This is a genomic window from Nocardioides sp. (genome assembly GCF_035576065.1).
Taxonomy (GTDB): Bacteria; Actinomycetota; Actinomycetes; order Propionibacteriales; family Nocardioidaceae; genus Nocardioides.
Window position 1 is genome coordinate 15402 of the sequence record NZ_DATLWX010000009.1, and the last position, 22983, is coordinate 38384.

Below are 22983 nucleotides of genomic sequence, written 5' to 3' on the forward strand. Positions count from 1 at the left end.
AATCCGTCAACCGCAGACGATCACGCACGGGAGAGCGCCACTAGGGCCATTGGTCCCTAGTTCGGGAGTTCGCGGCTCTCATGGCCTAAGTCGCGCGAAGGCGAACGCGCTGGGGACGGACTAGACCGGCTCCGCAAACACACCCACGCCGCACGACGAGACGCTAGCGTCTCTCCATGGCAGCCGGAGACAGGCAGGCACCTTCCCGCGACGGCACCGCAGACCGACGTGACCGCATCGCCGACGCGCGGGACGCCTCTGCTGACCGCCGCGACGTGCTGGCGGATCGACGTGAGCAATCCGAGGGCGTCCGCGAGCAACGCCTCGATGACCTGTCCGACAAGCTGCGAGCGGAACCACCACCGCACAGTGGGGCCTCTGACCGCGAGCAGACCCGTCAATCCCTGGATCGTGCCGAGGACGGCATCGAACGGTTGCACAAGAGCATTGATCGGAGTCGAGGCCAGTTGTCTCGCGTCGAGGCGAGCGAAGCGCTGGAGCGAGGAGAGGTCGAGCGCGGGGCCACCGAGTGACCGTCCCCATGGCGGCACACGTGCCGGCGCAGCCTGACTGACGTCAGTCAGTCGCGGTCGTCCCGACTGACGCGGTGCTCACCTTCGGCGTCCCGTCCCTCTGGCAGGCTGTCGGGCGTGACAGACGAGGCGATCGCCCACCAGGTGGTGGGTCCCGAGGGCGCAACGCGTGCCTGGGCACCGACCAGCTACCTGCACGAGATGGCATCGCTCCTCAGGAGGACAGAGCCGGAGCTCTGGTCTTTCTTCGCCAAGCCACTGACCCTGGACGAGCGGACCCAGGCGAGGTCCCAGCTCTTGCAGCACACCGTCCGACTCGGAGCCGAGGACTATCCCGAGCTTCACGCCTTGGCCACCCGCGCAGCTGCGGCGTTGGGAGTGTCGGACGAGGTGACCATGTACCAGGCGCAAGCCACAGAGGCGCTCTCCGACCATGGCAATGCGTCGTGCCTCAGCCTGCCGGGCGAGGTCCATGTGCTCTTCTCGGGCCGTCTGCTCGAGGAGCTGGACGGCCCCCGCCTGCTCGCTGTGCTCGGTCACGAGCTGACTCATCACAAGCTCTGGCAGGACGACGACGGGGAGCTCGCGACTGCCGACCGGATGCTCTGGGCCGCGGCCGTGGACGGCGACGCGCTGCCGTCACACGCGGAGAGCGCTCGACGCTTCCGGCTGCACGTCGAGACGACTGCGGACCGCGGAGGTCTGGCGGCCACCGACGACCTGGTCGCCACGGTCGAGGCGCTGGTGTCGGTGTCAACAGGTCTCGCCAAGGTCAGCGGGCCGTCGTACTTGAAGCAGGCGGTCGAGGTCCTGGCAGCGCCCGAACGCGACCCCAGCGGTGACGCGCTGCACCCGGAGCTCTACATCCGAGCACGGGCCCTCGAGCTGTGGGCCGCCGGATCCGACCACGCCGAGGCCGAACGTCTCATCGCCGACCTGTTGCGCCGTGAGGACGGACTGGACGGGCTGGACCTCCTCGACCAGCACCACCTGACTGACCTGACCCGAAGGCTCGTCGGGCAGGCGGTGCGTCCCACGTTCCTGCGCACCGACGCGACACTCGGGCACGCTGGACTGTTCGGTGCGGAGCCAGCGGTCGACCAGGACGAGGCCCTGAACGCTGAGTGCGTGGCCCTCCCCCGGGCGGTCCAGGACTACCTCGCCGCGGTGCTGCTCGATCTCGCGACCTGTGACCCCGACGTCGACGAGGTCGCGCTCGCCCACACCCTGGTCCTCGCTGACCTGACCGGGCTGGGGAAGGCCTACGAGGGCCTGGCCTCCAAGGAGCTGGGGATCGGGCTCCGCCCCCTTCGCGCGCAGCGAGCGGCCGCCCCTGCGCTCCTGGAACGTGCTGGCCGATGAGAGAAGCGCTCGGGCACCTTCTCGACGTCGTTCGGCTGCGCATGCAGGACGGGGGGCCGGCGGCAACAGCCGACGACCTGCTGACGTGGTGCCGCCCCCTTCTGGTCGAGGTCGCCGACCTCCACGAACGCCAACAGGTCATGGGCGCCGAGCTCGACTTCGACGGCCTTGTCCTCTCCCTCGTCGACCCGGCAGGTCGTCGTCCCAGCCTGCAGAGGGCTGCGATCGCCAGGGTCATGAAGGACTCGGAGCGAGCGGTCGACGTCGTCTCCCGGCTCGCCGCTCGCACCGACCTGCGCTCCGGGGTGACCGAGGTCGACGCCGTCGACGTCTACCCCGACCTGTCGGCGGTCCCCACGCCGCTCGAGCACCCGGTGCACGTAGGAGCGCTGCACTCGTGGGAGGAGCTCCTCGGCCACCACGACAGCCTGGTCGACATCGCCGTACTCGGTCAGTTGATGCTTGCGCTCGTGACGGGACTCGACCCGTACGACGCTGACGACGTCGCAGGCATGGTGGCTGCACGGGAACGACTCTCGGTGGTCGCGCCACAACTGCACCCGGTGGTGGCCCGGGTGCTGCGCGAGATGACCGCGTTGGACCGGGCGCAGCGGAGCCCCGACCTCGCGGAGGTGCTGCTGCGACTGAGCAGCTATCGCGAGGTGCCGGAGGACTTCGACGTCAATGAGATCAGCGGCTACCAGACCGCATCGCCGGAGCACCAGCGCCGCCTGCTGCACACGACGCTCCGGGACCGGCTCTTCGACACCTCACGGCGCAACAAGCTGCTGTGGTTCCGTGCCACGGCGCAGACCGTGGACCTCACCGTCGGATCCGTGCCCCAGCAGCTCGACCACCGCGGCATCTCCGCTGATGCCCTGCTGACGTGGCGGGGCAAGGTGGCCTCGACTCTCTCCGCCGGGAAGCCGATGTCGTTGTCGTCGTACCTCCGGTTCGACGAGTCTCCATATCTCGCGCCCACCTTGGACAAGGCCATCGCGACGGCGCGGCGAGATCGCGCCGAATACGGCTTCGCCCAGCTGCGCCTGGTCATCGCGTTCTTGCGCTGGCACGACCTGAAGGCGACGAAGGGGCCGCCGGAGGAGGTCATCGAGTCGCCCCTGCTGATGCTGCCGGTCGACCTCAGCAAGAAGAAGGGCGTCCGGGACTCCTACGTCGTCGCGCCCTCGGGGACGGTGGCGGAGGTCAACCCAGCGCTCCGCCATCGGCTGCGCGAGCTCTACGACCTCGAGCTTCCGGAGAGCGTGGACCTGTCGGAGACGACGGTTCAGGAGTTCCACGCCGAGCTGTCCCAGCGCATCCAGGCCAGTGAACCGGCGGTCTCGGTCGCGCTGATGGACAAGCCGCAGATCGACCTGGTGCAGCGCCAGGCGAGATTGCGCACAGACGCATTCCGCAGGCGACAGCTCGCGGCTCGCAACCGCACCCGGGTCTCGACCGACCACAGCTACAGCCGGGACGACTATCGGCCGCTCGGGATCCAGCTGTTCCACCGCAAGGTGCTGCCGCCCGCCCTCCCGCAACGAGTGCTCGCCGGCGGCGCCGAGCCCCGCACCAGCCTGTTCGCCGCAGAGGCATCGACCGATGATCGGGTGTTGTCGCAGCAGACCTATCAGCTGCGCAAGGGAGCCACCACCGGAGACCCCTACAGCTGGGTGGTCGACCTGTGCAAGGTGACCATCGGCAACTTCAACTATCGTCGGATGTCCCTGGTACACGACTACGAAGCCCTGATCGAGGCGCCACCGTCGGGATCCGCGAGTGAGGTGGTCTTCCACACCGAGCCGCGACCGCTGTCGGAGCCGTCCTCGGCAGACCTGATCGAGCTCTACCCGGTCGTCGCCAGCGACGCCACCCAGCTCGCAGCCGTCGCACGAGCCCGCGGCAGGGCAAGCTACGTCATCCAGGGACCGCCGGGCACCGGCAAGTCCCAGACCATCACCAACCTCATCTCCGACCAGGTGAGCCTCGGTCGCTCGGTCCTGTTCGTCTGCGAGAAGCGGGCGGCCGTCGACGTCGTCTTCAGCCGGCTCAGGCAACGCGGACTTGGGCCCCTCTGCTGTCTCGTCCACGACGCCCAGGGCGACAAGAAGGCGTTCATCGCCGACCTCAAGGGCATCTACGACGGCTTCATGGAGGACGGCGTCACGGCGGCGGACAGCGGCCTCGCCCAGGCTGAGCACGATCGTGAGCAGCTGCTGACCGAACTGCGGAGCAGGTTGGACAACCTGCGCCGTCTGTCGGAGGCCATGTCCGCAGAGGTCCCGGACGCCGGGCGTACGGCGCTCGAGCTGGTCGACCAGCTGGTCCGCCTCCGCGGCGAGCTCGACCCGCTGCCTTCGCTGTCCGACGAGCAGTCCGAGGGGCTGCCACTGCCACAGGACTGGTGGCCGACAGCCGGACCTGCCGCGGAGCTCCAGCGTGCACTGGCCGCCCTGGGCGAGGATCCGCGCATCGCGGGTCACTACGTCACCGCCCTGGGCGACGCCGTGCTCCAGGCCGACCGTCCGGTCACCCAGCTCCGTCGGCTCGTCGAGCAGGGACGGGCGGCGGTCTCCTCCCTCGAGGTCGCCCTGACCGCGACCCCGAGCCTGCCGCCTCCAGCGCTCGAGAGCCTGGGAGCTCTGGCCCGGTCGGTCGATGCGGCCGTCGCGGCCCAGGTGCTGGTCCGGGCGGGAGCACTCGACCTGCTGGGCACCGGACCACGCGTCACCCGGCTCGACTCCCTGGCGAGCGAGTACGAGTCCCGCGAGCAGGCCCGCCGGTTGGCCTGGCAACGGGCCTCCGGCTGGCGGTCCACCACGGGGCCGGCCCTCGACGCGGACGAAGCCGCGGCGGCACTCGCCGTCGCCGTACGCAAGGAGGGAAGCCTCTTCGCGGGGTTCAGCGGCGGGTTCCGTGCCGCCAGGGCCGCGGTGGCGGAGCAGTTCCGGGGTGAGGCCCCGCAGTCGGACCACCCGGTGACCGCCTCCCTGCAGCTGCTCGTCGATGCCTACTCCGCCGACGCGGCCGTTGCCGAGATGCAGCACGTCGCGGCGAACGACTTCGGCATCGAGGAGCTGACGGAGACGCTGGCCGTGCTGGCCCGTCTGCGGGCGCCGGCTCACGGACCCGAGGCAGCGCTGCGCGCTCATCTGCTGGGCCCGGAGGGGACGCACGTCGCGGAGCAGCTGGCCGGGCTGGAGCACGTGCTCGCTCCCGTGCGCGCCGTTCTCGCCGATCTCCTGCTCGACCTGGCGCTCGCTCCGGTCGCTGACCTCGGCGACTTCCTCGACGATCTCGAGTCGGAGGCGGACCTGTTGCCTCCGCTGTTGCCCGCCCTGCGCGAGGTCGCGACGTGTCCGACCAGCGCCCGGATGGCCCTGTTGGAGCTCGACCTGACGACCGACGAACTCACCTATTGCACTGCCAGGAAGGCCCTCGGCGCCTGGTTCGCGGGCGATCGTGCCGTGGCCAGGCTCGACGGAACGACCATCGACCGTCTGGTCGGCGAGCTCGCCCAGATCGGGACCGGACTCCAGGCAGCCAACGCCGCGATCGCGAACGCTCGGGTGCGGTCGACGTTCCTGGCCGGGGTGGCCGTGTGCTCGACGCCGGCAGGGCAGCTCGACGCTGAGGGCAAGTCGCTCAAGAAGAAGTACGTGGCGGGCCGTCGCGAGCTCGAGCACGAGTTCGGCAAGGTGATGCGGCACAAGCCCGTTCGTACCCTGGCCACCGGTTCGACGGGCAAGGTGCTGCGCGACCTCAAGCCGGTCTGGCTGATGAGTCCTCTCTCCGTCTCTGACACGCTCCCCCTCGATCCGGACCTGTTCGACGTCGTCATCTTCGACGAGGCGAGCCAGGTGCCGGTCGAGGAAGCCGTCCCGGCCCTGTTCCGAGCCCCTCAAGTCATCGTTGTCGGCGACCAGATGCAGCTGCCACCGACGAACTTCTTCTCGACCTCTCCCGGCGACGACGACGTGGAGGACGAGCAGCTGGGCATCACGCTGGAGGGCGACAGCTTCTTGGCCCAGGCCTCGGCAACGCTGCCGTCCACGCTGCTGGCCTGGCACTACCGGAGCCGGTCCGAGGCCCTGATCGGCTTCTCCAACGCAGCCTTCTACGGCGCCGCCCTCCGCACGGTGCCTGACCTGGACCTGCCGGGTCCGGCCCTCGCCCCGATCGTCGTCGCCGACCCGGTGGCCGACGCCGCCGCAGGCACCGAAGCGCTGCTCGATCGTCCCTTGTCCTCCCACCTGCTGCAGCACGGCACCTACGCGACCAGGCGCAACTCGGACGAGGCCAGCTACATCGCCGGCCTGCTCCGCGAGCTGCTGGGGCGGCGCACCGGCCACACGGTCGGCATCGTCGCGTTCTCCGAAGCCCAGCAAGGTGAGATCGAGGAGGCCATCGAACGCCTCGCCGCCAGCGACGCCGAGTTCGCCGCACTCGTGGAGGAGGAGACACTCCGCGAGGTCGACGGCCAGCAGGTGGGTCTGTTCGTGAAGAACCTCGAGAACGTGCAGGGCGACGAACGTGACGTGATGATCCTGAGCATCTGCTACGCCCGCGACCCGCAGGGGCGCATGCGGATGAACTTCGGCCCGGTGAACCAGAACGGTGGTGAGAAGCGCCTCAACGTCATCTTCTCGCGGGCGAAGCAGCACATGGCAGTGGTGACCTCGATCCGAGCCGGCGACATCACCAACACGTGGAACACCGGTGCCGCGGCGCTGTCGCGCTTCCTGGCCTACGCCGAGGCCACCTCGGTCGGCGACGCCCGAGCTGCGGCCCGGATCCTCGGAGAGCTGGCCCCGAGCGGCGCGCGTGCTTCAGGGACCGTCCATGCAGTCGTCGAGCAGCTGGGTGAGGCGCTGGCGGAGCGGGGTCACGTGGTCGATCGCCACGTCGGGCAGAGCTCGTTCCGCGTGGACCTCGCTGTCCGCGCCCCTGACCATCAGTCCTACGCGCTCGGCGTCCTGGTCGACACCTCCGTAGTGGGTCAGGAGCAGGTGCAGGAGCAGTACGTCGATCGTCCGCGCGCGCTGGCGGAGCGTGGATGGGTCACCACCTACGTGCTGGCCAAGGACTGGCTGGAGGACCCTGAGGAGTGCATCGCCCGACTCGAGCGCGTGCTGGCCGGAGAGGCTCCGGTCGCACGGTCTGAGGTCGCCGTACGTCCGCGGCGGACCGAGCGTCGAGGACGCCTGGTGACCGAGAAGCCGGCCAAGGGGGACGGCGAGCGCCCCTGACGCGCGGTCATCTGTCAGGTCGCGTGGACCAGCTGGTCGAGCTCCTCGGCTGCTGCCCCGATGGTGGGCGTGAGCATGCGAACTCCGTCCGCGAGGCCGGCCGCAGCGGCACCGCCGGAGCACACCGCCGGGGGTGGGATGAGGGAGAGCAGTCGTTCTGCGACAGCGATCGCGGACGGTCGGTCCTCCGGAGTGACCACGGACAGGACTGCCGCCTTCGCCCCGCGGCTGTGCACCGCTGCCTCCCAGCTGCTCACCGGCACGTTGGCGCCCAGATAGAGGACGTCCAGCCCCCTCCGTCGGATGGCGGTCGCAAAGGCCAGGGCGCCGAGGTCGTGCTGGCTGCCGGACGGCAAACCCACCACGACCGACGGGCCCCGGGACCTGCTGCCGGCCGCGTCGAAGGCGGCAGACAGCCGTCGGTGGACCGCGTAGCTGGCCGCATGCTCACCTGCCACATCGATCTCTCCGCGCATCCACCCTTCGCCGAGTGCCTCCAGGGTGGGAAAGAGCCAGGAGTCGACCACGTGCTCGAAGGAGCCGAGCGCGAAGCCGCCGTTGAGGCTCTCCTCGATCCCCGCCATGTCCATCTGCGCCGCTGCGGTCAGGAACCGCTGCATGTAGATGACGGCATGGGGCGGGGCCGGACTGATGACGACAGGATCGACGATCTCCGGCGCAGCGGGAGCGGTGCCGTTGCGGACCGCTTCGGCCGCATCTGCGGGCGACCAGCCGCTCTCCACCAGAGCGCGCATGGAGGACAGAGCAGCCAGGTCCGACTCGCCGTAGAGACGGTATCCCGCCTCGTTCCGCTGTGGGGTCACGATGCCGTAGCGGCGCTCCCATGCCCGCAGGGACGCGACCGGGACACCGGACAGCCTCGACGCCTGCTTGATGGTGTACATGGTTTGTCCAGCGTATCGCCCGACGAACATTATGCAAACCCTAGACATGCGTTGAATTTTGGACTAGATTCATGTGAGACAGGCAGGTCCAAGACCTCCCTCGATTGTTCAGGAAGAGACCCGATGAAGACTGCCGACCTCCCCCCGGGCGCAGCACAGGGCACAGCGATGGATCCGATCGCGCGAGCAGGCGGAAGCGTCTGGTCGACCAGAATCAAGGTCAAACGCGGCAACCGGCGTGGGTCGACACTCCGCGCAGCGGCGGACACCGACCGCTCCCCCAGGACTCGTGACCTCGAAGACCTCTGGGACCGCCACGGCGCGTCTGTCTACACCCTCGCGTACGCCCTCCTCGGCGACGAGACGGCCGCGGCGCGGGCCATGCGGCTGGGCATGAACGACCTCGCCCGCGCAGCTGACTGCGGCTCCACCGGCGACTCCCACCGTTCCTGGGCCCACCACGTCTACCTGCGCAGCCAGGAGCTCCTGGCAGACGCGTCCTCGACGCCTGGCGCCTCGCCGGCCCCGCAGTGGCTCGGTCACCTCGCCCAGGTCCAGCGGGCGTGCCTCGCCCTGTGCCTCTTCGGCGGGCACACGTATCGGGAGGTCGCGAGCGTTCTCGACCTGCAGCCCATGGCCGTGGCCGACCTGTTGAACACGGGACTGGGCGCAGGGCCCCGCGCCAGCAGCGCCTGACCCCTCAGCACGGTCTACGGTGAGCGGATGCCGGCACCCGCAGCAGCATCCCGAGACCTGGCGACGACCTGGCCCGTAGGCCTCGGGGCATTCGTCTTTCTCGTTCGCCCGGCCTACATCGCCACCGAGTTCATGGTCGGCGCGGCGACCACCGGGGGCTACAGCTTCGTCGCCGACTCTGTGAGCCGGCTGGGTGAGGTCGGTTGCTCGGCGGCCTACTGCTCGCCGCGCCACGACCTGATGAACGCCTCGTTCATGGGCTTCGGGGTGCTGCTGGCGGGGGGTGCGGTGCTGCTGTCACGGCCGCTGGGACCGTGGGCCACTGGTCTGCTGGTCGTCTCCGGCCTGAGCTCGCTCGCCACCGGCCTCGCGCCGCTCGATCAGGACGCCGCTCTGCACACGATGGCGGCGACGCCGCTGTTCGTCGCACAACCGCTTGCGCTGGTCGTCCTCGGAGCGCGGCTGCGGAGCGAACAGCCGGTCCTGGGGGGAGCCCTCATCGCGACGGGAGCCGTCACCGGCGCCGCGGCGGTGGCCTTCGTCCTCGGAGGGGACGGTGCAGCCGCAGGTGCGCTGGAGCGCCTCGCCCTGTGGCCGGTGCTGATCGGGCTGGCTGGGTTCGCCTGGACCCGGCTTCCTCGCCGCAGGCGTGGAGACTGATCAGATGTCGCCGTCGGCGTGCTCCGGGGTGACCTCGTGGCCCTCACGACCCCGCGTGCGCCGCAGCTCCTTCATCTCCGCCTCGAAGACGTGGCGCTTGCCGTCCATGAGCTCGTCGATCGCGCGCTGCTGGATCCCCTTGGCCTCGGCGTAGAACCCGTCGTCGTACGACTCGACCATCTGGAAGGACCACATGCCCGGCAGCGGGTTGCGTCCCAGGACGCCCTGGTCGAGCGCGTCGGCGATGTCGTCGTGCCCGGCCCCCCGGATCATCGCGGTCGCCTCCTCCATCGTCGTCTCGGCGCTGCCACACAGGCGGTGGAACGCGTAGAGGTGCCCGCGGGCATCCTCGACGTGGTCGATGGCGGCGGACAGCTTGCCGAGCGCTTCGACCGTGGCGTCGGTGACGCCCTCGGGGCGGCGGTGCTCGGGGGCAGGTAGGTCGCTCATCCCCCGAGCATCACACGACGCCGGTTGCGACGACCACCTCCTGCCGGGTCGCGCCTGCGAGGTTCGGCCCTAGGGGTGGTGGGTGGCGCGGTGCCCGCGGTTAGCGTGAGTGAGCAACCAACGAGAGGACCTGACATGGCCGAGAACGTCCGCCGCATGCACGCCACGCCGGAGAAGGTGTGGAAGGTGCTCAGCGATGGCTGGCTGTATCCGGTGTGGGTCGTCGGAGCCTCCCGCATGCGCGAGGTGGACGACGAGTGGCCGGCCGCCGGCAGCCGCCTGCACCACTCGGTGGGGCTGTGGCCGGCGCTGATCGACGACTACACGGAGGTCCTCGAGTCGGCGCCGAACCGCTCGGTCACCCTGCGCGCACGCGCCTGGCCGGTCGGTGAGGCGCAGGTGAAGATCACCCTCCGTCCGGTCGGCGACGAGACCGACGTGGCGATCCTCGAGGACGCGGTCGCCGGCCCCGGGCGGTTGGTCCCGCAGGTCGCACGCACCCCCATGCTGAAGTGGCGCAACACCGAGACGCTGCGTCGGCTCGCCTTCCTCGCTGAGCGACGCTGATGCCCCAGACGCCCCAGGTCGTGCTGGTCACCGGCGCCTCCAGCGGGATCGGCGAGGCCACGGCGCGGCTCGCGGCAGCCCGCGGCGATCACCTCGTGCTGCTGGCGAGGGGCGAGGACGCGCTGGAACGGGTGGCATCGGAGTGCGGGGCCATCGGGGCGGCCTCGGTGCTGGTCTGCCCGACCGACGTCGCGATCGACGGGGAGGTCCAGAGTGCCGTCGAGGCGGCCATGGCCCGGCACGGCCGCCTCGACGTCGTGGTCAGCAACGCAGGCGTGGTGGCCTACGGCGCGGTGGACGCCCTGCCGTCGGAGGTCTTCGACGCGGTGTTGTCCACCAACCTCGTGGGCGCGGTCAACCTCGCCCGGCACGCGCTGCCCGTGCTGCGCGAGCAGGACGCCGGCAGCTTCGTGCTCGTCGGATCCCTGCTGGGACACATCGCCGCTCCCCAGATGGCGGCCTATGTCGTGAGCAAGTGGGGCGTCCGGGGCCTGTTCCGGCAGCTTCGCGTGGACAACCGGGATCGTCCCGGCGTCCGGTTCGCCTACATCGCTCCGGGCGGCGTGGACACGCCGATCTACCTGCTGGCCGCCAACTACAGCGACTCGGTCGGCCGTCCGCCCTTCCCGGTGGCCAGCCCGGAGCACGTGGCTGCCCGCACCCTCTCCGCGGCCGAGCAGCCATGGCGCGGTGGTCAGGTGGGAGCTGCCAACAACGTGATCCGCTTCGGGTTCGTCGCCCTGCCGTGGGTCTATGACCGCATGGTGTCGCCTCTCTTCCGAGTCGTGGCACAGGACCTCGTGCCCGCGGTGGTCCACGGCCCGGGCAACGTGTTGGACTCCCTCCAGGAGGAGCACGACCTGCGCGGCAACCAGGGCAGCGCCCTCCTCGGGATCGCCCGCAACGTGGGCGTGCTCGCTCGAGGCCAGGCCACTAGGGTCACCCGATGACGTGGGACGCAGTCGTGATCGGCGCCGGGCCCAACGGACTCGTCGCCGCCAACCGGCTGCTCGACGCCGGCTGGTCCGTGCTCGTGCTGGAGGCCCAACACGAGGTGGGCGGCGCCGTCCGCAGCGATCGTGAGGTGCACCCGGACTTCGTCACGGACACCTTCAGCGCGTTCTACCCCCTGGCGGCCATCTCCTCCACCATCGCCTCCTTCGGTCTCGAGAGCCATGGGCTCGTATGGCGTCACGCACCGTCGGTCCTCGGGCACCCGCTGCCCGACGGCAGCTGGGCCGTGCTGCACCGCGACCGGGAGATGACCGCGACGGGCCTCGACGCGCACCAGTCCGGTGACGGTGACGCCTGGCTGGAGATGTGTTCGCAGTGGGACCGGGTCGGGCCACACCTCGTCGGCTCGCTGCTCACGCCCTTCCCCCCGGTCCGTCACGGTGCGGGGATGCTGGCCGCGCTCAGGCACGTGGGCGGGCTCGACTTCGTGAAGACGATGCTGACCCCGGCCGGGGAGATGACCAGGAAGCGCTTCGGCGGTGAAGCCGCCCGCGTGCTGATCGCCGGCAACGCGGCGCACGCGGACATCCCCCTCGAGGCTCCCGGATCCGGGCTGCTGGGGATGTTGCTGGCCATGCTGGGCCAGACCGTGGGCTTCCCGGTGCCGGAGGGCGGTGCGGGCGAGCTGACCCAGGCGATGGCGCGCCGCTTCCGCGCCGGTGGCGGCGAGATCCGCACCAGCGCCGAGGTGACCCGCATCGAGGTCGAAGGGCGACGCGCCACCGGCGTGCGCACTGCGGACGGGGAGCAGCATCCCGTACGCCGAGCGGTGATCGCCGACGTGGTGGCGACCGCGCTCTACGGCCAGCTGCTCGACCCGGCGGCGGTGCCGTCGTCGGTCCGCACCGCCATGAGGTCCTTCGAGCTCGATCCGGGCACGGTCAAGGTTGACTGGGCCCTCGACGGTCCGATCCCGTGGACCGGGGCACCCGAGCTGGCGCCCGGGACCGTGCACGTCGCCGACTCGGTGGCGGACATGACGCTCGCGATGAGCCAGGTGCAGGCGGGCGCCATACCAGCCGCGCCGTTCATGCTCTCCGGCCAGATGACCAGCAGCGACCCCGCACGCTCTCCGGCCGGAACGGAGTCCTTCTGGGCCTATACGCACGTGCCGCAGCGCACGTCCTCGGACGCGGGCGACGGGAGCATCCGGGGCACCTGGGACACCGACGACTGCGAGCGCTTCGCCGACCGGATGCAGGCCCGGCTCGAGCGACTCGCCCCGGGCTTCGGCACGAAGGTGCTGGCTCGACGGGTCCTGGGCCCCCACCAGATGCAGGCGCGCAACGCCAACCTGGTGGGAGGCGCGCTCAACGGCGGCACCGCGCAGCTGCACCAGCAGCTGGTCTTCCGACCGCTGCCCGGTCTCGGCCGCGCGGAGACCCCCATCCGCGGGCTGTTCCTCGGGTCGGCCTCTGCGCACCCGGGGGGCGGGGTGCACGGCGCGTGCGGCGACAACGCCGCCCGCGCGGCCCTGTGGCACGCGCGAGCAGGCCGGTTGCTCCCCAGCGTGGCTCGTGGCGCCCTGGGTCGCTGACGGCGCGACACCCCCTGGGGTGGCGACACCTCGACGCGCGAGGCCTAGGTTCGGGGCATGGGCAGATTAGTGAGCTTCCTGGTCGTCATCTGGCTCGTCATCGGCGTCGTCGCTGCCTTCCAACGCGACTATTTCTCCGACGCGAGGACGAACTGCGCCGAGACCAGCAACGTGGCGCTGACCATCGTCGCCGGTCCGCTCAACTACTTCGGGTTGAACCCCAAGGTGAAGTGCAAGAAGGTCGACGTCCCCGAGCCGTCGAAGTGATGCCTGACGAGTAGGCGCCTCGCCCCCACGTGGGCAGATGGTCACAGCAGATACACAGTTCCGGGAATTGCGTGCGTTCGGCCACGCGAATCAGGGCCGCGGGTGAGCATAGAGGGAGAAACACCACCTCGAAGGGTCCCGCTCCGTGTCTCCTGCTCGCTTCCTCCGCCCCGGCCTCGTCGCCCTCGCCACTGTGCTGCTCCTGACTGCGCCAGTGCCCGCGACGGGCGACGTCACCACCACGACGCTGAACGAGGCGGCGATGTCGCCCTCGACGCTGGAGTCGACGCTCGAACGCGGCAAGGACAAGCGCGACAACGACAAGCGCGAACGGGCGGCGAAGAAGTCGCCGAAGAAGGCGCCGACGGTCGCAGAGGTCTACGCACAGTTCCAGGACGTCCGGGCCAACCGCCTCAAGTCCTTGGGCTACTTCGGTGATGTCGCGTCACTGGAGTACATCCTTCCGGTGCCTGCATACAGCTACCAACTCACGGCCGGGTTCGGAGCCTTCGGCCCCATGTGGAGCAGCACCCACACCGGCCTCGACTTCAGTGCCCCGATCGGCACCTCGCTCGTCGCGGTCGCTGACGGGACCATCACCGGCATCTCGCTGCACCCGTCGTACGGCCTGCTGACCATCCTGACCCTCGTGGACGGCACCGAGGTGTGGTACGCACACCAGGACACGCCGTCGGTCATGCTCGGACAGACGGTCGAGATCGGCCACCCCATCGGCACGGTGGGCTCGTCCGGCAACAGCACCGGTCCGCACCTGCACCTAGAGGTGCGACCCGCCGGGGGCGCGCCGGTCGACCCGAACCTCTGGCTGATCGACCGCGCACTGACCCCCTGAGGTCAGCGCTTGCGCTTCTCGCGCGGCTTCTGGTTGATCACGATCGGCGTCCCGACGAAGCCGAACTCCTCACGCAGCCGCCGCTCGACGAAGCGCTCGTAGGAGGCGTCGAGCTTGCCGCTCGTGAACAGCACGAACGTCGGCGGCGCGGTCGAGGGCTGGGTGGCGAAGAGGATCTTGGGCTGCTTGCCGCTGCGTACGGGGTGCGGGTGCTCCCCCACCAGCCTGCCCAGGAAGGTGTTGAGCGCGCCAGTCCCGACCCGGGTCTCCCAACCCTCGAGGGCCTTGTCGAGGGCCGGCACCAGCCGGTCGACGTGCCAGCCGGTGAGAGCGGTGACGTTGATGCGCGGTGCCCACTGCACCTGCACCAGGTCGCGCTCCACCTCGCGCTCGAGGTAGTAGCGACGCTCGTCGTCGACGAGGTCCCACTTGTTGAAGGCGATCACCATCGCGCGGCCGGCATCACGGATGGTCTGGATGATCCGCATGTCCTGCTCGGAGACCGTCTCCCCGGCGTCGAGGACGAGGACGGCGACCTCGGCCCGGTCGATGGCCGTCGAGGTGCGCAGCGAGGCGTAGTACTCGTGCCCGGAGGCTTCCTTCACCCGCTTGCGGATGCCGGCGGTGTCGATGAACCGCCAGGTGCGGTCGCCCATCTCGATGAGCTCGTCGACCGGGTCGACGGTGGTGCCCGCGACGTTGTCCACGACCACGCGCTCGGATCCCGCCAGCTTGTTGAGCAGGGAGGACTTGCCGACGTTGGGCTTGCCGACCAATGCGATCCGGCGGGGGCCGCCGACCTCACCGAAGGACTGCGGGGGTGCCTCGGGCAGCGCTGCCATGATCGCGTCGAGCATGTCGCCGGAACCGCGACCGTGGAGCGCCGACACCGCGAACGGCTCGCCGAGACCGAGGTTCCACAGGCCGAACGCCTCAGCCTCGGTGCGCTGGTCGTCGACCTTGTTAGCGGCCAGCACGACGGGCTTGCCGGACTTGCGCAGGATCTTGACGACCGCCTCGTCGGAGTCGGTGATGCCGACGGTGGCGTCGACGACGAACAGCACGGCGTCCGCCAGCGTCACGGCGACCTCGGCCTGCAGGGCGATCCGCTCGAAGAGTCCTTGCGCGTCCGGGTCCCAACCGCCGGTGTCCACGACGGTGAAGGCCCGCCCGGCCCAGTGTGCGTCGTAGGAGACACGGTCGCGAGTGACGCCGGGCTTGTCCTCGACGACGGCCTCGCGGCGGCCGATGATCCGGTTGACCAGCGTCGACTTGCCGACGTTGGGGCGGCCGACGACCGCCAGCACCGGAGTGGGGCCGGTGAACTCGTCGTCTGTGAATTCGTCGTGGTCGGTCATGATGCTCCCTGCTGGTCGGCCGAATTGTCGGCCGCGATGTCGTGGTGGTGGTCTGAGTGCTCGACGAACCCGGTGTCGGGCTCGATCTCCGCGTCTCCCGGCGGCAAGGGCCCCGGCAGGTCACGCCCGACGAGGGCGAGCGCGCGGGACTGCTGCTGGCGCAGGTGGTCCCACAACAACGCCGAGGTGGCGAGTGTCTGTTCCCGAGTGCGCGGCCAGGGTGTGCGGGCGGTGCGCCACGCCTCGCCGTACAACATGTCGATGCGGCTGCCCCGCGGCGGGATGGAGCTGGTGCCCCCACCGGGCAGGCGAGTGCCGACCTGCGTCACCGGCACGACCGGCGCCCCGGATACGAGCGCGAGAAAGGCAGCCCCGTGGTGGAAGACCTCGAGCTCGCCAGCTCCGCGCGTGCCCTCGGGGAAGATGCCGATCGCGCCACCGTCGGCCAGCACGCGCAGGCAGGTCTTGATGGCACTGGGATCGGCGGAGAAGCGGTTGAGCGGGATCTGCCCGGTGGCGGTGAGGAACGTGCCCAGGAGCCCGTCGAACATCTCCTGCTTCGTGAGGGCGTGCACGGGCCGGGGCGACATCATCGCCAGCAACGGGCCGTCGAGCCAGCCCGCATGGTTGGAGGCGAAGATGACCGGACCGCTGACCGGCACATCGTCGGCACCGTGGACACGCAGGTCCCACCATCGAGCTATGCCCGTGCCGAGGACGGGCCGCAGTGCCCGGAGCAGCGCCCGCCTCGGGTGGTGCCTGCTGGGCCGGGGCAGGTCACTCACGCGCGCGCCTCGGCACCTTCCACCAGCGCCACGACCCGCGAGATGACCTGGTCCAGGGTGTACGGCGTCGTGTCGATGTGGACCGCGCCGTCGGCCATCACGAGCGGTGCCGTGGTGCGACCCGAGTCGATCCGGTCGCGCGCCAGCAGGGACTCCTGCGTCGTCGCGACGTCTCCACCCGCCTCGGCCGCGCGGCGTACGGCGCGAGCCTGGGGGTCGGCGCTGAGGTAGATCTTCACCGGGGCGTCCGGCGCGACGACCGAGCCGATGTCGCGGCCCTCGACGACGATGCCGCCGTCGCCGATGATGGCGCGCTGCAGCTCGAGCAGCCGCGCGCGCACCTCCGGCACCGCGCTGACCGGGCTGACCCCGGCGTTGACCTCGTCGCTGCGGATCGCCACCGAGGCATCAAGGCCGTCGACATGGATCGTCGGTCCGAGGGGGTCGGTGCCGGACTCGACGAGTGGCTCGGCGACACGGGCGGCGACGGCCGCCGGATCGTGGACGTCCACGTCGTGGCGCAGCATCCACCAGGTCATCGCCCGGAACATCGCGCCGGTGTCGAGATAGCGCAGCCCGAGTCGTGCGGCGACCCCGCGCGAGGTGCTGGACTTGCCGGAGCCGGAGGGTCCATCAATGGCAACGACAAGGGAACTCACGGGAGCAGAGCCTACCGGTGAGTCGTCCAACCACGAGATTCCAGAGCCGCGAGCAAGTGCTCGGCCCGACCCTCCTCGACCACGAGCTCGGTGAGGCCCACCGGACGGCCCGGATCGTGGTCGATGTGCACGTCCTCGATGTTGACGCCGATCTCCCCCGCATCCCCGAACAGCCGGGCGAGCTCGCCGGGGTGGTCGGGCACCGAGACGAAGATCGACCGCATGGGGCGCACGGGACCTCCGTGCTTCCCGGGGATCGCCTGGGTGCCCAGGACGCCGGCGCTGAGGATGTCGATCAGCGCGGTGGGCTGGTCGTCGCGAAAAGCCGCGATGAGGTCGTCGAGCTGGCCGCTGAGCTCACCCAGGAGTGCGGTGACCGCCTCGGAGTTGGCGGCGAGGATCTGCTGCCACATGGCGGGGTCGCTGGCCGCGATCCTGGTCACGTCGCGGACACCCTGTCCGGACAGGGCCAGGTGTGCGGCGGGGGCGCCCGCCAGTCGGCCGGCGACCAGGACTGCGGCCAGGTGTGGCAGGTGGGACGTGCGCGCGACCGCGCGGTCGTGCTCGGCCGGCGACAGCGTGGTGGCGACGGCTCCGCACACGGCCACCAGCTCCATCACGACCTCGACGGCGGCGGGTGCCGACGTGTCGTGTGGCGTGATCGCCCACGGGCGCCCGTCGAACAGCGCGGCGCTCGCCGCCAACGGTCCCGACCGCTCGCTGCCGGCCATGGGATGCGAACCGACGTAGCGGCGCAGCTGGGCGGCGTCCACGCGGGCCGTGACGTCGACCAGGGGCCGACCCTTGATGCTGCCGACGTCGGTGACGACGGCGTCGGTGGTCTGGAGGGCGCCGGCGATCGCTTCGCCCAGGTGGTCGGGAGGTACGGCGACCACGACCAGGCTCGGCCGGTCGTCGTCGGACATCGGGCGACCTGCGCCGAGTCCGCTGGCGGTCCGCACGTGCTCAGCGGAGACGTCGCCCAGCACCACCTCGATCCCCGCACGCCGGCAGGCGAGTCCGATCGACGTACCCAACAGACCGGCACCGACGATCTGCACGAGTCCCAGCGACGGCTCACCCATCGTCTCGGACGTCCCGTGTCCGAGTCAGGTCGCGACGCAGGTTGGCCGCACCGTGGAGATAGACATGGGTGATGTCGGCTCGCGCCGTGTCGGTCTCCACGTGTGCCAGCATCCGCACGCACCGAGGCATGGACCCGGCGATCTCCAGCTCGCGGGCGCAGATCAGCGGGACCTCGCCGAACCCCAGTCGCCGGGCGGCATACGCGGGAAACTCGCTGACCAGGTCGCTGGTCGCGGTGAAGATGACGGAGATGAAGTCGTCGACGGTGAGGCCGTTGGCCTCCATCACGTCGGTCACCATCTCCGCGACCCGGTCGAGCATGTGCTCGCGGGTGTCCTCGTCCAGCTGGGTCGCGCCCCTGATCGCCCTCGTTGCCACGGGCGTCACCCTAAATGGTCACAGCTCCGCGCTGTCGAGCAGGACACCGAGCTCGTCGAGGGTGAGCTCCCGCATCTGCCCCAGCGGCAGGGTCCCGAGCTCGAGCGGACCGATCCGGGTCCGGGTCAGCCGGGTGACCGGGTGACCGACCTCTTCGAGCAGCCGCCGCACGATCCGGTTGCGTCCTTCGTGGATGACCAGCTCGATGATGGTGCGCGACCGCGACGTACGCCCGTGGCTTCCTTCAACGATGCGCGCCCGTGACACCAAGACCGGGCCGTCGTCGAGGGTGACCCCGGCCAGCAGCTTCTTGATGACGCCCTTGTGCAGCTCACCCTCGACCTCGGCGACGTAGGTCTTCTCGATCTCATAGGACGGGTGGGCGAGGCGCTGGGCGAAGTCGCCGTCGTTGGTGAGAATGATCAAACCTGAGGTGTCGGTGTCGAGCCGCCCCACGTGGAAGAGGCGCTCGGACCGGTCGGCCACGAGCTCGCCGAGGCTGGGACGCCCTTCGGGGTCGCTCATCGTGGAGACGACGCCGCGCGGCTTGTTCAGCACGACGTAGACCGAGGCGCTGATCGGCGGCAGCCGCTTGCCGTCGACCCGGATGACGGCAGTGGCGGGGTCGACCTTGGTGCCGAGGCGAGTGATGACCTCTCCGTCGACCTCGACGTGGCCCTCGAGCATGAGCTCCTCGCACTTGCGACGGCTGGCGACGCCGGATTGTGCCAGCAGCTTCTGCAACCGGATCAGCCCGTCCTCGTCGGGCTCGGGTCGCTGCGAGACGAGGTTGGAGGGGTCGGAGTCGTGGGGCTTCATGAGATCTCGGTCCCGCCGTCGGGTGCGGCTGGTGGGGGCTCGGCTTCGGCCTGAGCCTCTGGCGGCGCCTCGTGGTTCGATCCGGCCATCTGCGTCAGCTCGTCCTCGAGGTCGTCCATGTCGGGGAGGTACGGCGCAAGCTCGGGCAGCTCGTCCAGCGACGTGATGCCGATGCGCTCGAGGAAGTAGCTGGTGGTGCGATACAGGTTGGCGCCGGTCTCGGTGTCCTGGCCGGCTTCCTCGACCAGTCCCCTGGTCAGCAGGGTGCGCATGACGCCGTCGACGTTGACGCCACGGATCGCCGAGACGCGGGCGCGGGAGACCGGTTGCTTGTAGGCCACGACCGACAACGTCTCCAGGGCCGCCTGGGTCAGCCGCGCCTGCTGACCCTCCAGGACGAAACCCTCCACGACTCCCGAATATTCGTCGCGGCTGTAGAAGCGCCACCCTCCCGCTACGTTGCGGAGCTCGAACCCGCGGCCCTGCTCGGTGTATTCGGCCGCCAGGTCGAGCAGGGCGCCGCCCACGGCCTCGACCGGGTGACCGACCGCCGAAGCGAGCTGGACCTTGTCGAGCGCCTGGTCGGCGACCATCAGGATCGCCTCGAGCGAGGGCCTGAGGTCGGCGACCTCGACGTCGAGCGTCTCGACCTCGGTGGTCGCCGGCGGCGCCTCGGACTCCTGGGGGGTCTCACTCATCGTCTCTCCTGGCTTGTTGCTCGTCCTCGGGGGTGCCTTCGGAGGTGGTGTCAGGACCGTCTGGTGGCGGTGTCCCGTCGAACTCGTCGTGGATCTCGATCTCGGCGTCGTCGCTGCCGGTCCACCTCACCGTGAGCTCGCCCAGCGGTGTGACCTGGTCGAAGGCCACGACCCCCTCGCGGAAGAGCTCCAGCAGCGAGAGAAATCGTGCCACGGTGGTCAGCCGGTCGGGAGAGTCCCCGCACAGGGCGCGAAAGGTCATGGTGCCGGAGCGCCGCAACCGGTCCACGACCAGCGCCGCCTGCTCCCGGACGCTCACCTTGGCCGCATGGATGTGCTGCAGCGAGACTTCCAGCACCGGCTTGGGCTCCATCGCGCGAGCCGCCAGCTGCGCGAACTGCTCGAGCCCGATGCCGATCAGGACATCCGGCAGCAGGGTCGCGAAGCGCTCCTCCATGCCGACCTGCCGCGGGTGCCGGGTGGACTCGTCGGCCAGCCGTTGCTCGAGCACGCCCGCCACCAGCTTGAAGGCGCGGTATTGCATGAGCCGGGCGAACAACAGGTCCCGGGCCTCGAGCAGGGCCAGGTCCTCCTCGTCCTCGACGTCCCCCTGGGGCAGGAGCCGTGCCGCCTTGAGGTCGAGCAGGGTCGAGGCGACCAGCAGGAACGAGGTGGTCTGCTCGAGGTCCCAGGCCTTGCCGCCCACCTTGACGTGGGCGATGAATTCGTCGGTCACCCGCGAGAGGGCGACCTCGGTGATGTCGAGCTTGTGCTTGGCGATGAGGCTCAGCAGGAGGTCGAAGGGTCCCTCGAAGTTGTCGAGGTGTACGGCGAAGGCAGGGGCCTGGCCCTGACCGGGATCGCCGTGAGCAGCCGGCGCGAGGGTGCCCTCGCTGAGTCCAGCGCTCACTCCTCGGTCAGCCGCCGGACCAGGGCGCTGTCGTCACCATTGACCTCGAAGTCCGCCAGCACCAGGGCAAGCGCCTCGCGCACGAGCCGCCCCCGGTCGACGGCCAGGCCGTGTGAGCGTCGCAGCATGAGTCGGGTGTGCTCGATGTCGAGCAGCTCGTGAGAGGTGACGTAGACGGTCATCTTCTCGTCGTGCCGGACCCGGCCACTGGGCTTCTTGGGGCCATTGTCGTCCTCGGCCGGTTGATCGGCGACGGCACGCACCGGCCGGGACACCGTGTCAGGGGCGTCGGCGGTGGTGCGGAACAGGTCGTCGGCGGCGGGCAGGCTTACTCGGCGGGCCATCGGGTGAGCACCTCCCTGGCGAGCTCGCGGTAGTGGCTGGCGCCGGTGGAGGCCGACGCGTAGGACGTGATGGGTTCCCCGGCGACGGTGGCGTCGGAGAACTTCACGGTCCGGCGGATGACGGTGTGGAAGACCTTGTCCCCCCACGCCTGCACGAGCCGTTGCATCACCTCGCGGCTGTGCAGTGTGCGACCGTCGAACATCGTGCCGAGCACGCCGTCGATCTCCAGCTTGGGGTTCAGCCGCTCGCGCACCTTGTCGATGGTGGTCTTGAGCAGGGCGACGCCACGCAGCGCGAAGTATTCGCACTCCAGGGGCACGATGACCCCGTCGGAGGCGGTCAGGGCGTTGACAGTGAGAAGTCCGAGCGAGGGTTGGCAATCGATCAGGATGATGTCGTAGTGGTCCATCGCGGGCGCCAGCACTCGCTGCAGCGTCTGCTCGCGAGCCACCTCGTGGACCAGCTGCACCTCGGCGGCCGACAGGTCGATGTTGGAGGGCAGCAGGTCCATCCCGGGCACACCGGAGGGCACCACCACGTCGTCGAGAGCGACGTCGCGCTGCATGAGCAGGTTGTAGATGGTCAGGTCCATCTCGTGCGGGTTCAGACCCAGGCCGACCGAGAGCGAACCCTGCGGGTCGAAGTCGACCAGCAACACCTTGCGACCGTATTCGGCGAGCGCCGCGCCGAGGTTGATGGTGGTCGTGGTCTTGCCCACGCCGCCCTTCTGGTTGCACATGGACACCACGCGCGCCCGGGTGCGAGCGCCCACGGGACTGGGCTCGGGGAAGTCCGGCAGCGGTCGGCCCGTCGGGCCGAGCTCGGGTGCCGAGGACGATGGGACAAAGGCGGGTTCCACGGTGGACTCCACGGGTGGCTGCTCGGAACGGATGAAGGGCAGGGGCTCGCTCGATGCGCCTGAGCCGCTCAGGGCCTCTGCGGTGGCTCGCGGCTGGGGCGGGCTCACGAGCGGGGGCATCTCGGAGGCGCTGCTCCCGGATTGGCCTGGGAAGGGGGAAAACCCGCCACTCGTCATCGCACAGCTCCTAGTTCGACTCACCCGATTGCACCACGGAAGACGCGTGAGACTTTGTCGACACGGCGACACTTCTGCATCAGGTTCCGGGCGAGCCTAGGACCCCGACCCGGCTCCCACAACAGGTGGGTCCAGTCCCACAACCCCTGCGCCAAATCTGTGCAGAAACCCCCGGTTGAGTGCACAGGCAACGACGCCCTGTGCACAAACCTGTGCACTCGGCGGCGGCTCCGGAGGAGAACTGGAACCAGAACTAGGCTCAGGCCATGGCAGCGCCCGACTCCCCAGGCCCGCATCCGCAGCACGTGGTGGTGATGGGTGTCTCCGGGACCGGGAAGACAACCGTCGCGGTCGAGCTCGCCGCACACTTCGGCTGGGACTTCGTGGAGGGCGATGACCTCCATCCACCGGCCAACATCGCCAAGATGTCGGCGGGCGTCGCTCTCGACGATGGCGATCGGGAACCGTGGCTCGAGGCGCTGGGCCTCGTCATCGCCCGCCACCACGCAGCCGGCATCTCGATCGTGGTGACGTGCTCAGCGCTCAAGCAGGACTACCGCGACGTGCTGCGCGGGCGGTTGCCCGGCGCGGCCGCGGTGTTCTTCGTCCACCTCGCTGCGCCGTACGACGTGATCATGGCGCGCATGGAGTCGCGTGAGCACTTCATGGCGCCCTCGCTCCTCCGTTCGCAGCTCGACACGCTGGAGCCGCTGGGCGAGGGCGAGCGGGGTGTCGTGATCGACGTGTCCCGACCCGCGACCGACGTGGTCGCCGCGGCGATCGAGGCACTCGAGCGCGCTGGCTGATCTCCGA

General features: G+C 70.0%; 23 protein-coding genes. 11 read left to right on the forward strand and 12 right to left on the reverse strand.

The genetic code is table 11. From position 1 onward, the window contains the following. The first annotated feature begins 176 nt into the window (after positions 1-176). From VNJ48_RS04420 to VNJ48_RS04430, 3 genes are all read left to right on the forward strand, one after another. A complete protein-coding gene (locus tag VNJ48_RS04420) occupies positions 177-533 on the forward strand; it encodes a hypothetical protein (protein WP_325599500.1) in 357 nt (118 codons plus the stop codon). 117 nt (positions 534-650) lie between these two features. Continuing rightward, positions 651-1895: a M48 family metalloprotease gene (locus VNJ48_RS04425; protein WP_325599502.1), complete on the forward strand. Its 1245-nt coding sequence runs from the start codon at positions 651-653 to the stop codon at positions 1893-1895. Beyond that, positions 1892-7147, forward strand: a complete 5256-nt coding sequence (locus tag VNJ48_RS04430) for an AAA domain-containing protein (RefSeq protein ID WP_325599504.1) — start codon at positions 1892-1894, stop codon at positions 7145-7147. Before VNJ48_RS04425 ends, VNJ48_RS04430 begins: the two co-directional genes overlap by 4 nt. 14 nt (positions 7148-7161) lie before the next feature. On the opposite strand, the gene VNJ48_RS04435 is transcribed toward VNJ48_RS04430, so the two are convergent. Continuing rightward, positions 7162-8052 (reverse strand): MerR family transcriptional regulator, encoded by an 891-nt coding sequence (locus VNJ48_RS04435; protein ID WP_325599506.1) that lies wholly within the window; start codon positions 8050-8052, stop codon positions 7162-7164. 123 nt (positions 8053-8175) lie between these two features. Between VNJ48_RS04435 and VNJ48_RS04440 the strand changes: the two genes are divergently transcribed. Next, complete coding sequence (locus tag VNJ48_RS04440; protein ID WP_325599508.1) at positions 8176-8748, forward strand: hypothetical protein; 573 nt, start codon at positions 8176-8178, stop codon at positions 8746-8748. Positions 8749-8775: 27 nt separating this feature from the next. Further along, positions 8776-9408: a DUF998 domain-containing protein gene (locus VNJ48_RS04445; RefSeq protein WP_325599510.1), complete on the forward strand. Its 633-nt coding sequence runs from the start codon at positions 8776-8778 to the stop codon at positions 9406-9408. Here VNJ48_RS04445 and VNJ48_RS04450 read toward each other — a convergent pair whose 3' ends face one another. Continuing rightward, entirely contained in the window at positions 9409-9858 is a 450-nt protein-coding gene (locus VNJ48_RS04450; RefSeq protein WP_325599512.1) for a hypothetical protein, read from the reverse strand. Between the two features lie 135 nt (positions 9859-9993). Between VNJ48_RS04450 and VNJ48_RS04455 the strand changes: the two genes are divergently transcribed. The 5 genes from VNJ48_RS04455 (at position 9994) to VNJ48_RS04475 (ending at position 14096) form a co-directional block, all read left to right on the forward strand. After that, positions 9994-10425 carry an SRPBCC family protein gene (locus VNJ48_RS04455; protein ID WP_325599514.1) on the forward strand — a complete coding sequence of 144 codons (432 nt, stop codon included), beginning with the start codon at positions 9994-9996 and terminating at the stop codon, positions 10423-10425. Beyond that, positions 10425-11375 carry an SDR family NAD(P)-dependent oxidoreductase gene (locus VNJ48_RS04460; protein WP_325599516.1) on the forward strand — a complete coding sequence of 317 codons (951 nt, stop codon included), beginning with the start codon at positions 10425-10427 and terminating at the stop codon, positions 11373-11375. Before VNJ48_RS04455 ends, VNJ48_RS04460 begins: the two co-directional genes overlap by 1 nt. Then, complete coding sequence (locus tag VNJ48_RS04465; RefSeq protein WP_325599518.1) at positions 11372-12976, forward strand: NAD(P)/FAD-dependent oxidoreductase; 1605 nt, start codon at positions 11372-11374, stop codon at positions 12974-12976. Before VNJ48_RS04460 ends, VNJ48_RS04465 begins: the two co-directional genes overlap by 4 nt. 57 nt (positions 12977-13033) lie before the next feature. Next, the gene (locus tag VNJ48_RS04470; RefSeq protein WP_325599520.1) at positions 13034-13243 is read left to right on the forward strand and encodes a hypothetical protein; all 210 of its coding nucleotides are present in this window, start codon (positions 13034-13036) and stop codon (positions 13241-13243) included. A 145-nt stretch (positions 13244-13388) separates the two neighbouring features. Next, positions 13389-14096: a M23 family metallopeptidase gene (locus VNJ48_RS04475; protein ID WP_325599522.1), complete on the forward strand. Its 708-nt coding sequence runs from the start codon at positions 13389-13391 to the stop codon at positions 14094-14096. Positions 14097-14098: 2 nt separating this feature from the next. On the opposite strand, the gene der is transcribed toward VNJ48_RS04475, so the two are convergent. From der to VNJ48_RS04525, 10 genes are read right to left on the reverse strand one after another with little or no spacing between them, the layout of a single operon-like run. Beyond that, on the reverse strand, positions 14099-15454 hold the full coding sequence (gene der, locus VNJ48_RS04480; RefSeq protein WP_325599524.1) for a ribosome biogenesis GTPase Der: 1356 nt from the start codon (positions 15452-15454) through the stop codon (positions 14099-14101). Beyond that, positions 15451-16239 (reverse strand): lysophospholipid acyltransferase family protein, encoded by a 789-nt coding sequence (locus VNJ48_RS04485; protein ID WP_325599526.1) that lies wholly within the window; start codon positions 16237-16239, stop codon positions 15451-15453. Before VNJ48_RS04485 ends, der begins: the two co-directional genes overlap by 4 nt. Then, entirely contained in the window at positions 16236-16898 is a 663-nt protein-coding gene (cmk, locus tag VNJ48_RS04490) for a (d)CMP kinase (RefSeq protein WP_325599528.1), read from the reverse strand. The genes VNJ48_RS04485 and cmk overlap by 4 nt, the downstream gene beginning before the upstream one ends. An 11-nt stretch (positions 16899-16909) precedes the next feature. Beyond that, complete coding sequence (locus tag VNJ48_RS04495) at positions 16910-17983, reverse strand: prephenate dehydrogenase (RefSeq protein WP_325599530.1); 1074 nt, start codon at positions 17981-17983, stop codon at positions 16910-16912. Continuing rightward, positions 17976-18362, reverse strand: a complete 387-nt coding sequence (aroH, locus tag VNJ48_RS04500) for a chorismate mutase (RefSeq protein ID WP_325599532.1) — start codon at positions 18360-18362, stop codon at positions 17976-17978. Before aroH ends, VNJ48_RS04495 begins: the two co-directional genes overlap by 8 nt. Before the next feature lie 18 nt (positions 18363-18380). Beyond that, positions 18381-19181 (reverse strand): pseudouridine synthase, encoded by an 801-nt coding sequence (locus VNJ48_RS04505; protein WP_325599534.1) that lies wholly within the window; start codon positions 19179-19181, stop codon positions 18381-18383. Next, on the reverse strand, positions 19178-19879 hold the full coding sequence (gene scpB / locus VNJ48_RS04510) for an SMC-Scp complex subunit ScpB (RefSeq protein ID WP_325599536.1): 702 nt from the start codon (positions 19877-19879) through the stop codon (positions 19178-19180). Before scpB ends, VNJ48_RS04505 begins: the two co-directional genes overlap by 4 nt. Continuing rightward, on the reverse strand, positions 19872-20789 hold the full coding sequence (locus VNJ48_RS04515) for a ScpA family protein (RefSeq protein ID WP_325599538.1): 918 nt from the start codon (positions 20787-20789) through the stop codon (positions 19872-19874). The genes scpB and VNJ48_RS04515 overlap by 8 nt, the downstream gene beginning before the upstream one ends. Then, a complete protein-coding gene (locus VNJ48_RS04520; RefSeq protein WP_325599540.1) occupies positions 20786-21133 on the reverse strand; it encodes a hypothetical protein in 348 nt (115 codons plus the stop codon). Before VNJ48_RS04520 ends, VNJ48_RS04515 begins: the two co-directional genes overlap by 4 nt. Further along, positions 21118-22113 carry a ParA family protein gene (locus VNJ48_RS04525; RefSeq protein WP_414689909.1) on the reverse strand — a complete coding sequence of 332 codons (996 nt, stop codon included), beginning with the start codon at positions 22111-22113 and terminating at the stop codon, positions 21118-21120. The genes VNJ48_RS04520 and VNJ48_RS04525 overlap by 16 nt, the downstream gene beginning before the upstream one ends. Positions 22114-22436: 323 nt before the next feature. On the opposite strand from VNJ48_RS04525, the gene VNJ48_RS04530 reads away from it, so the two are divergent. Continuing rightward, positions 22437-22976 carry a gluconokinase gene (locus tag VNJ48_RS04530; RefSeq protein ID WP_325599544.1) on the forward strand — a complete coding sequence of 180 codons (540 nt, stop codon included), beginning with the start codon at positions 22437-22439 and terminating at the stop codon, positions 22974-22976. The last annotated feature ends 7 nt before the right edge of the window (positions 22977-22983 follow it).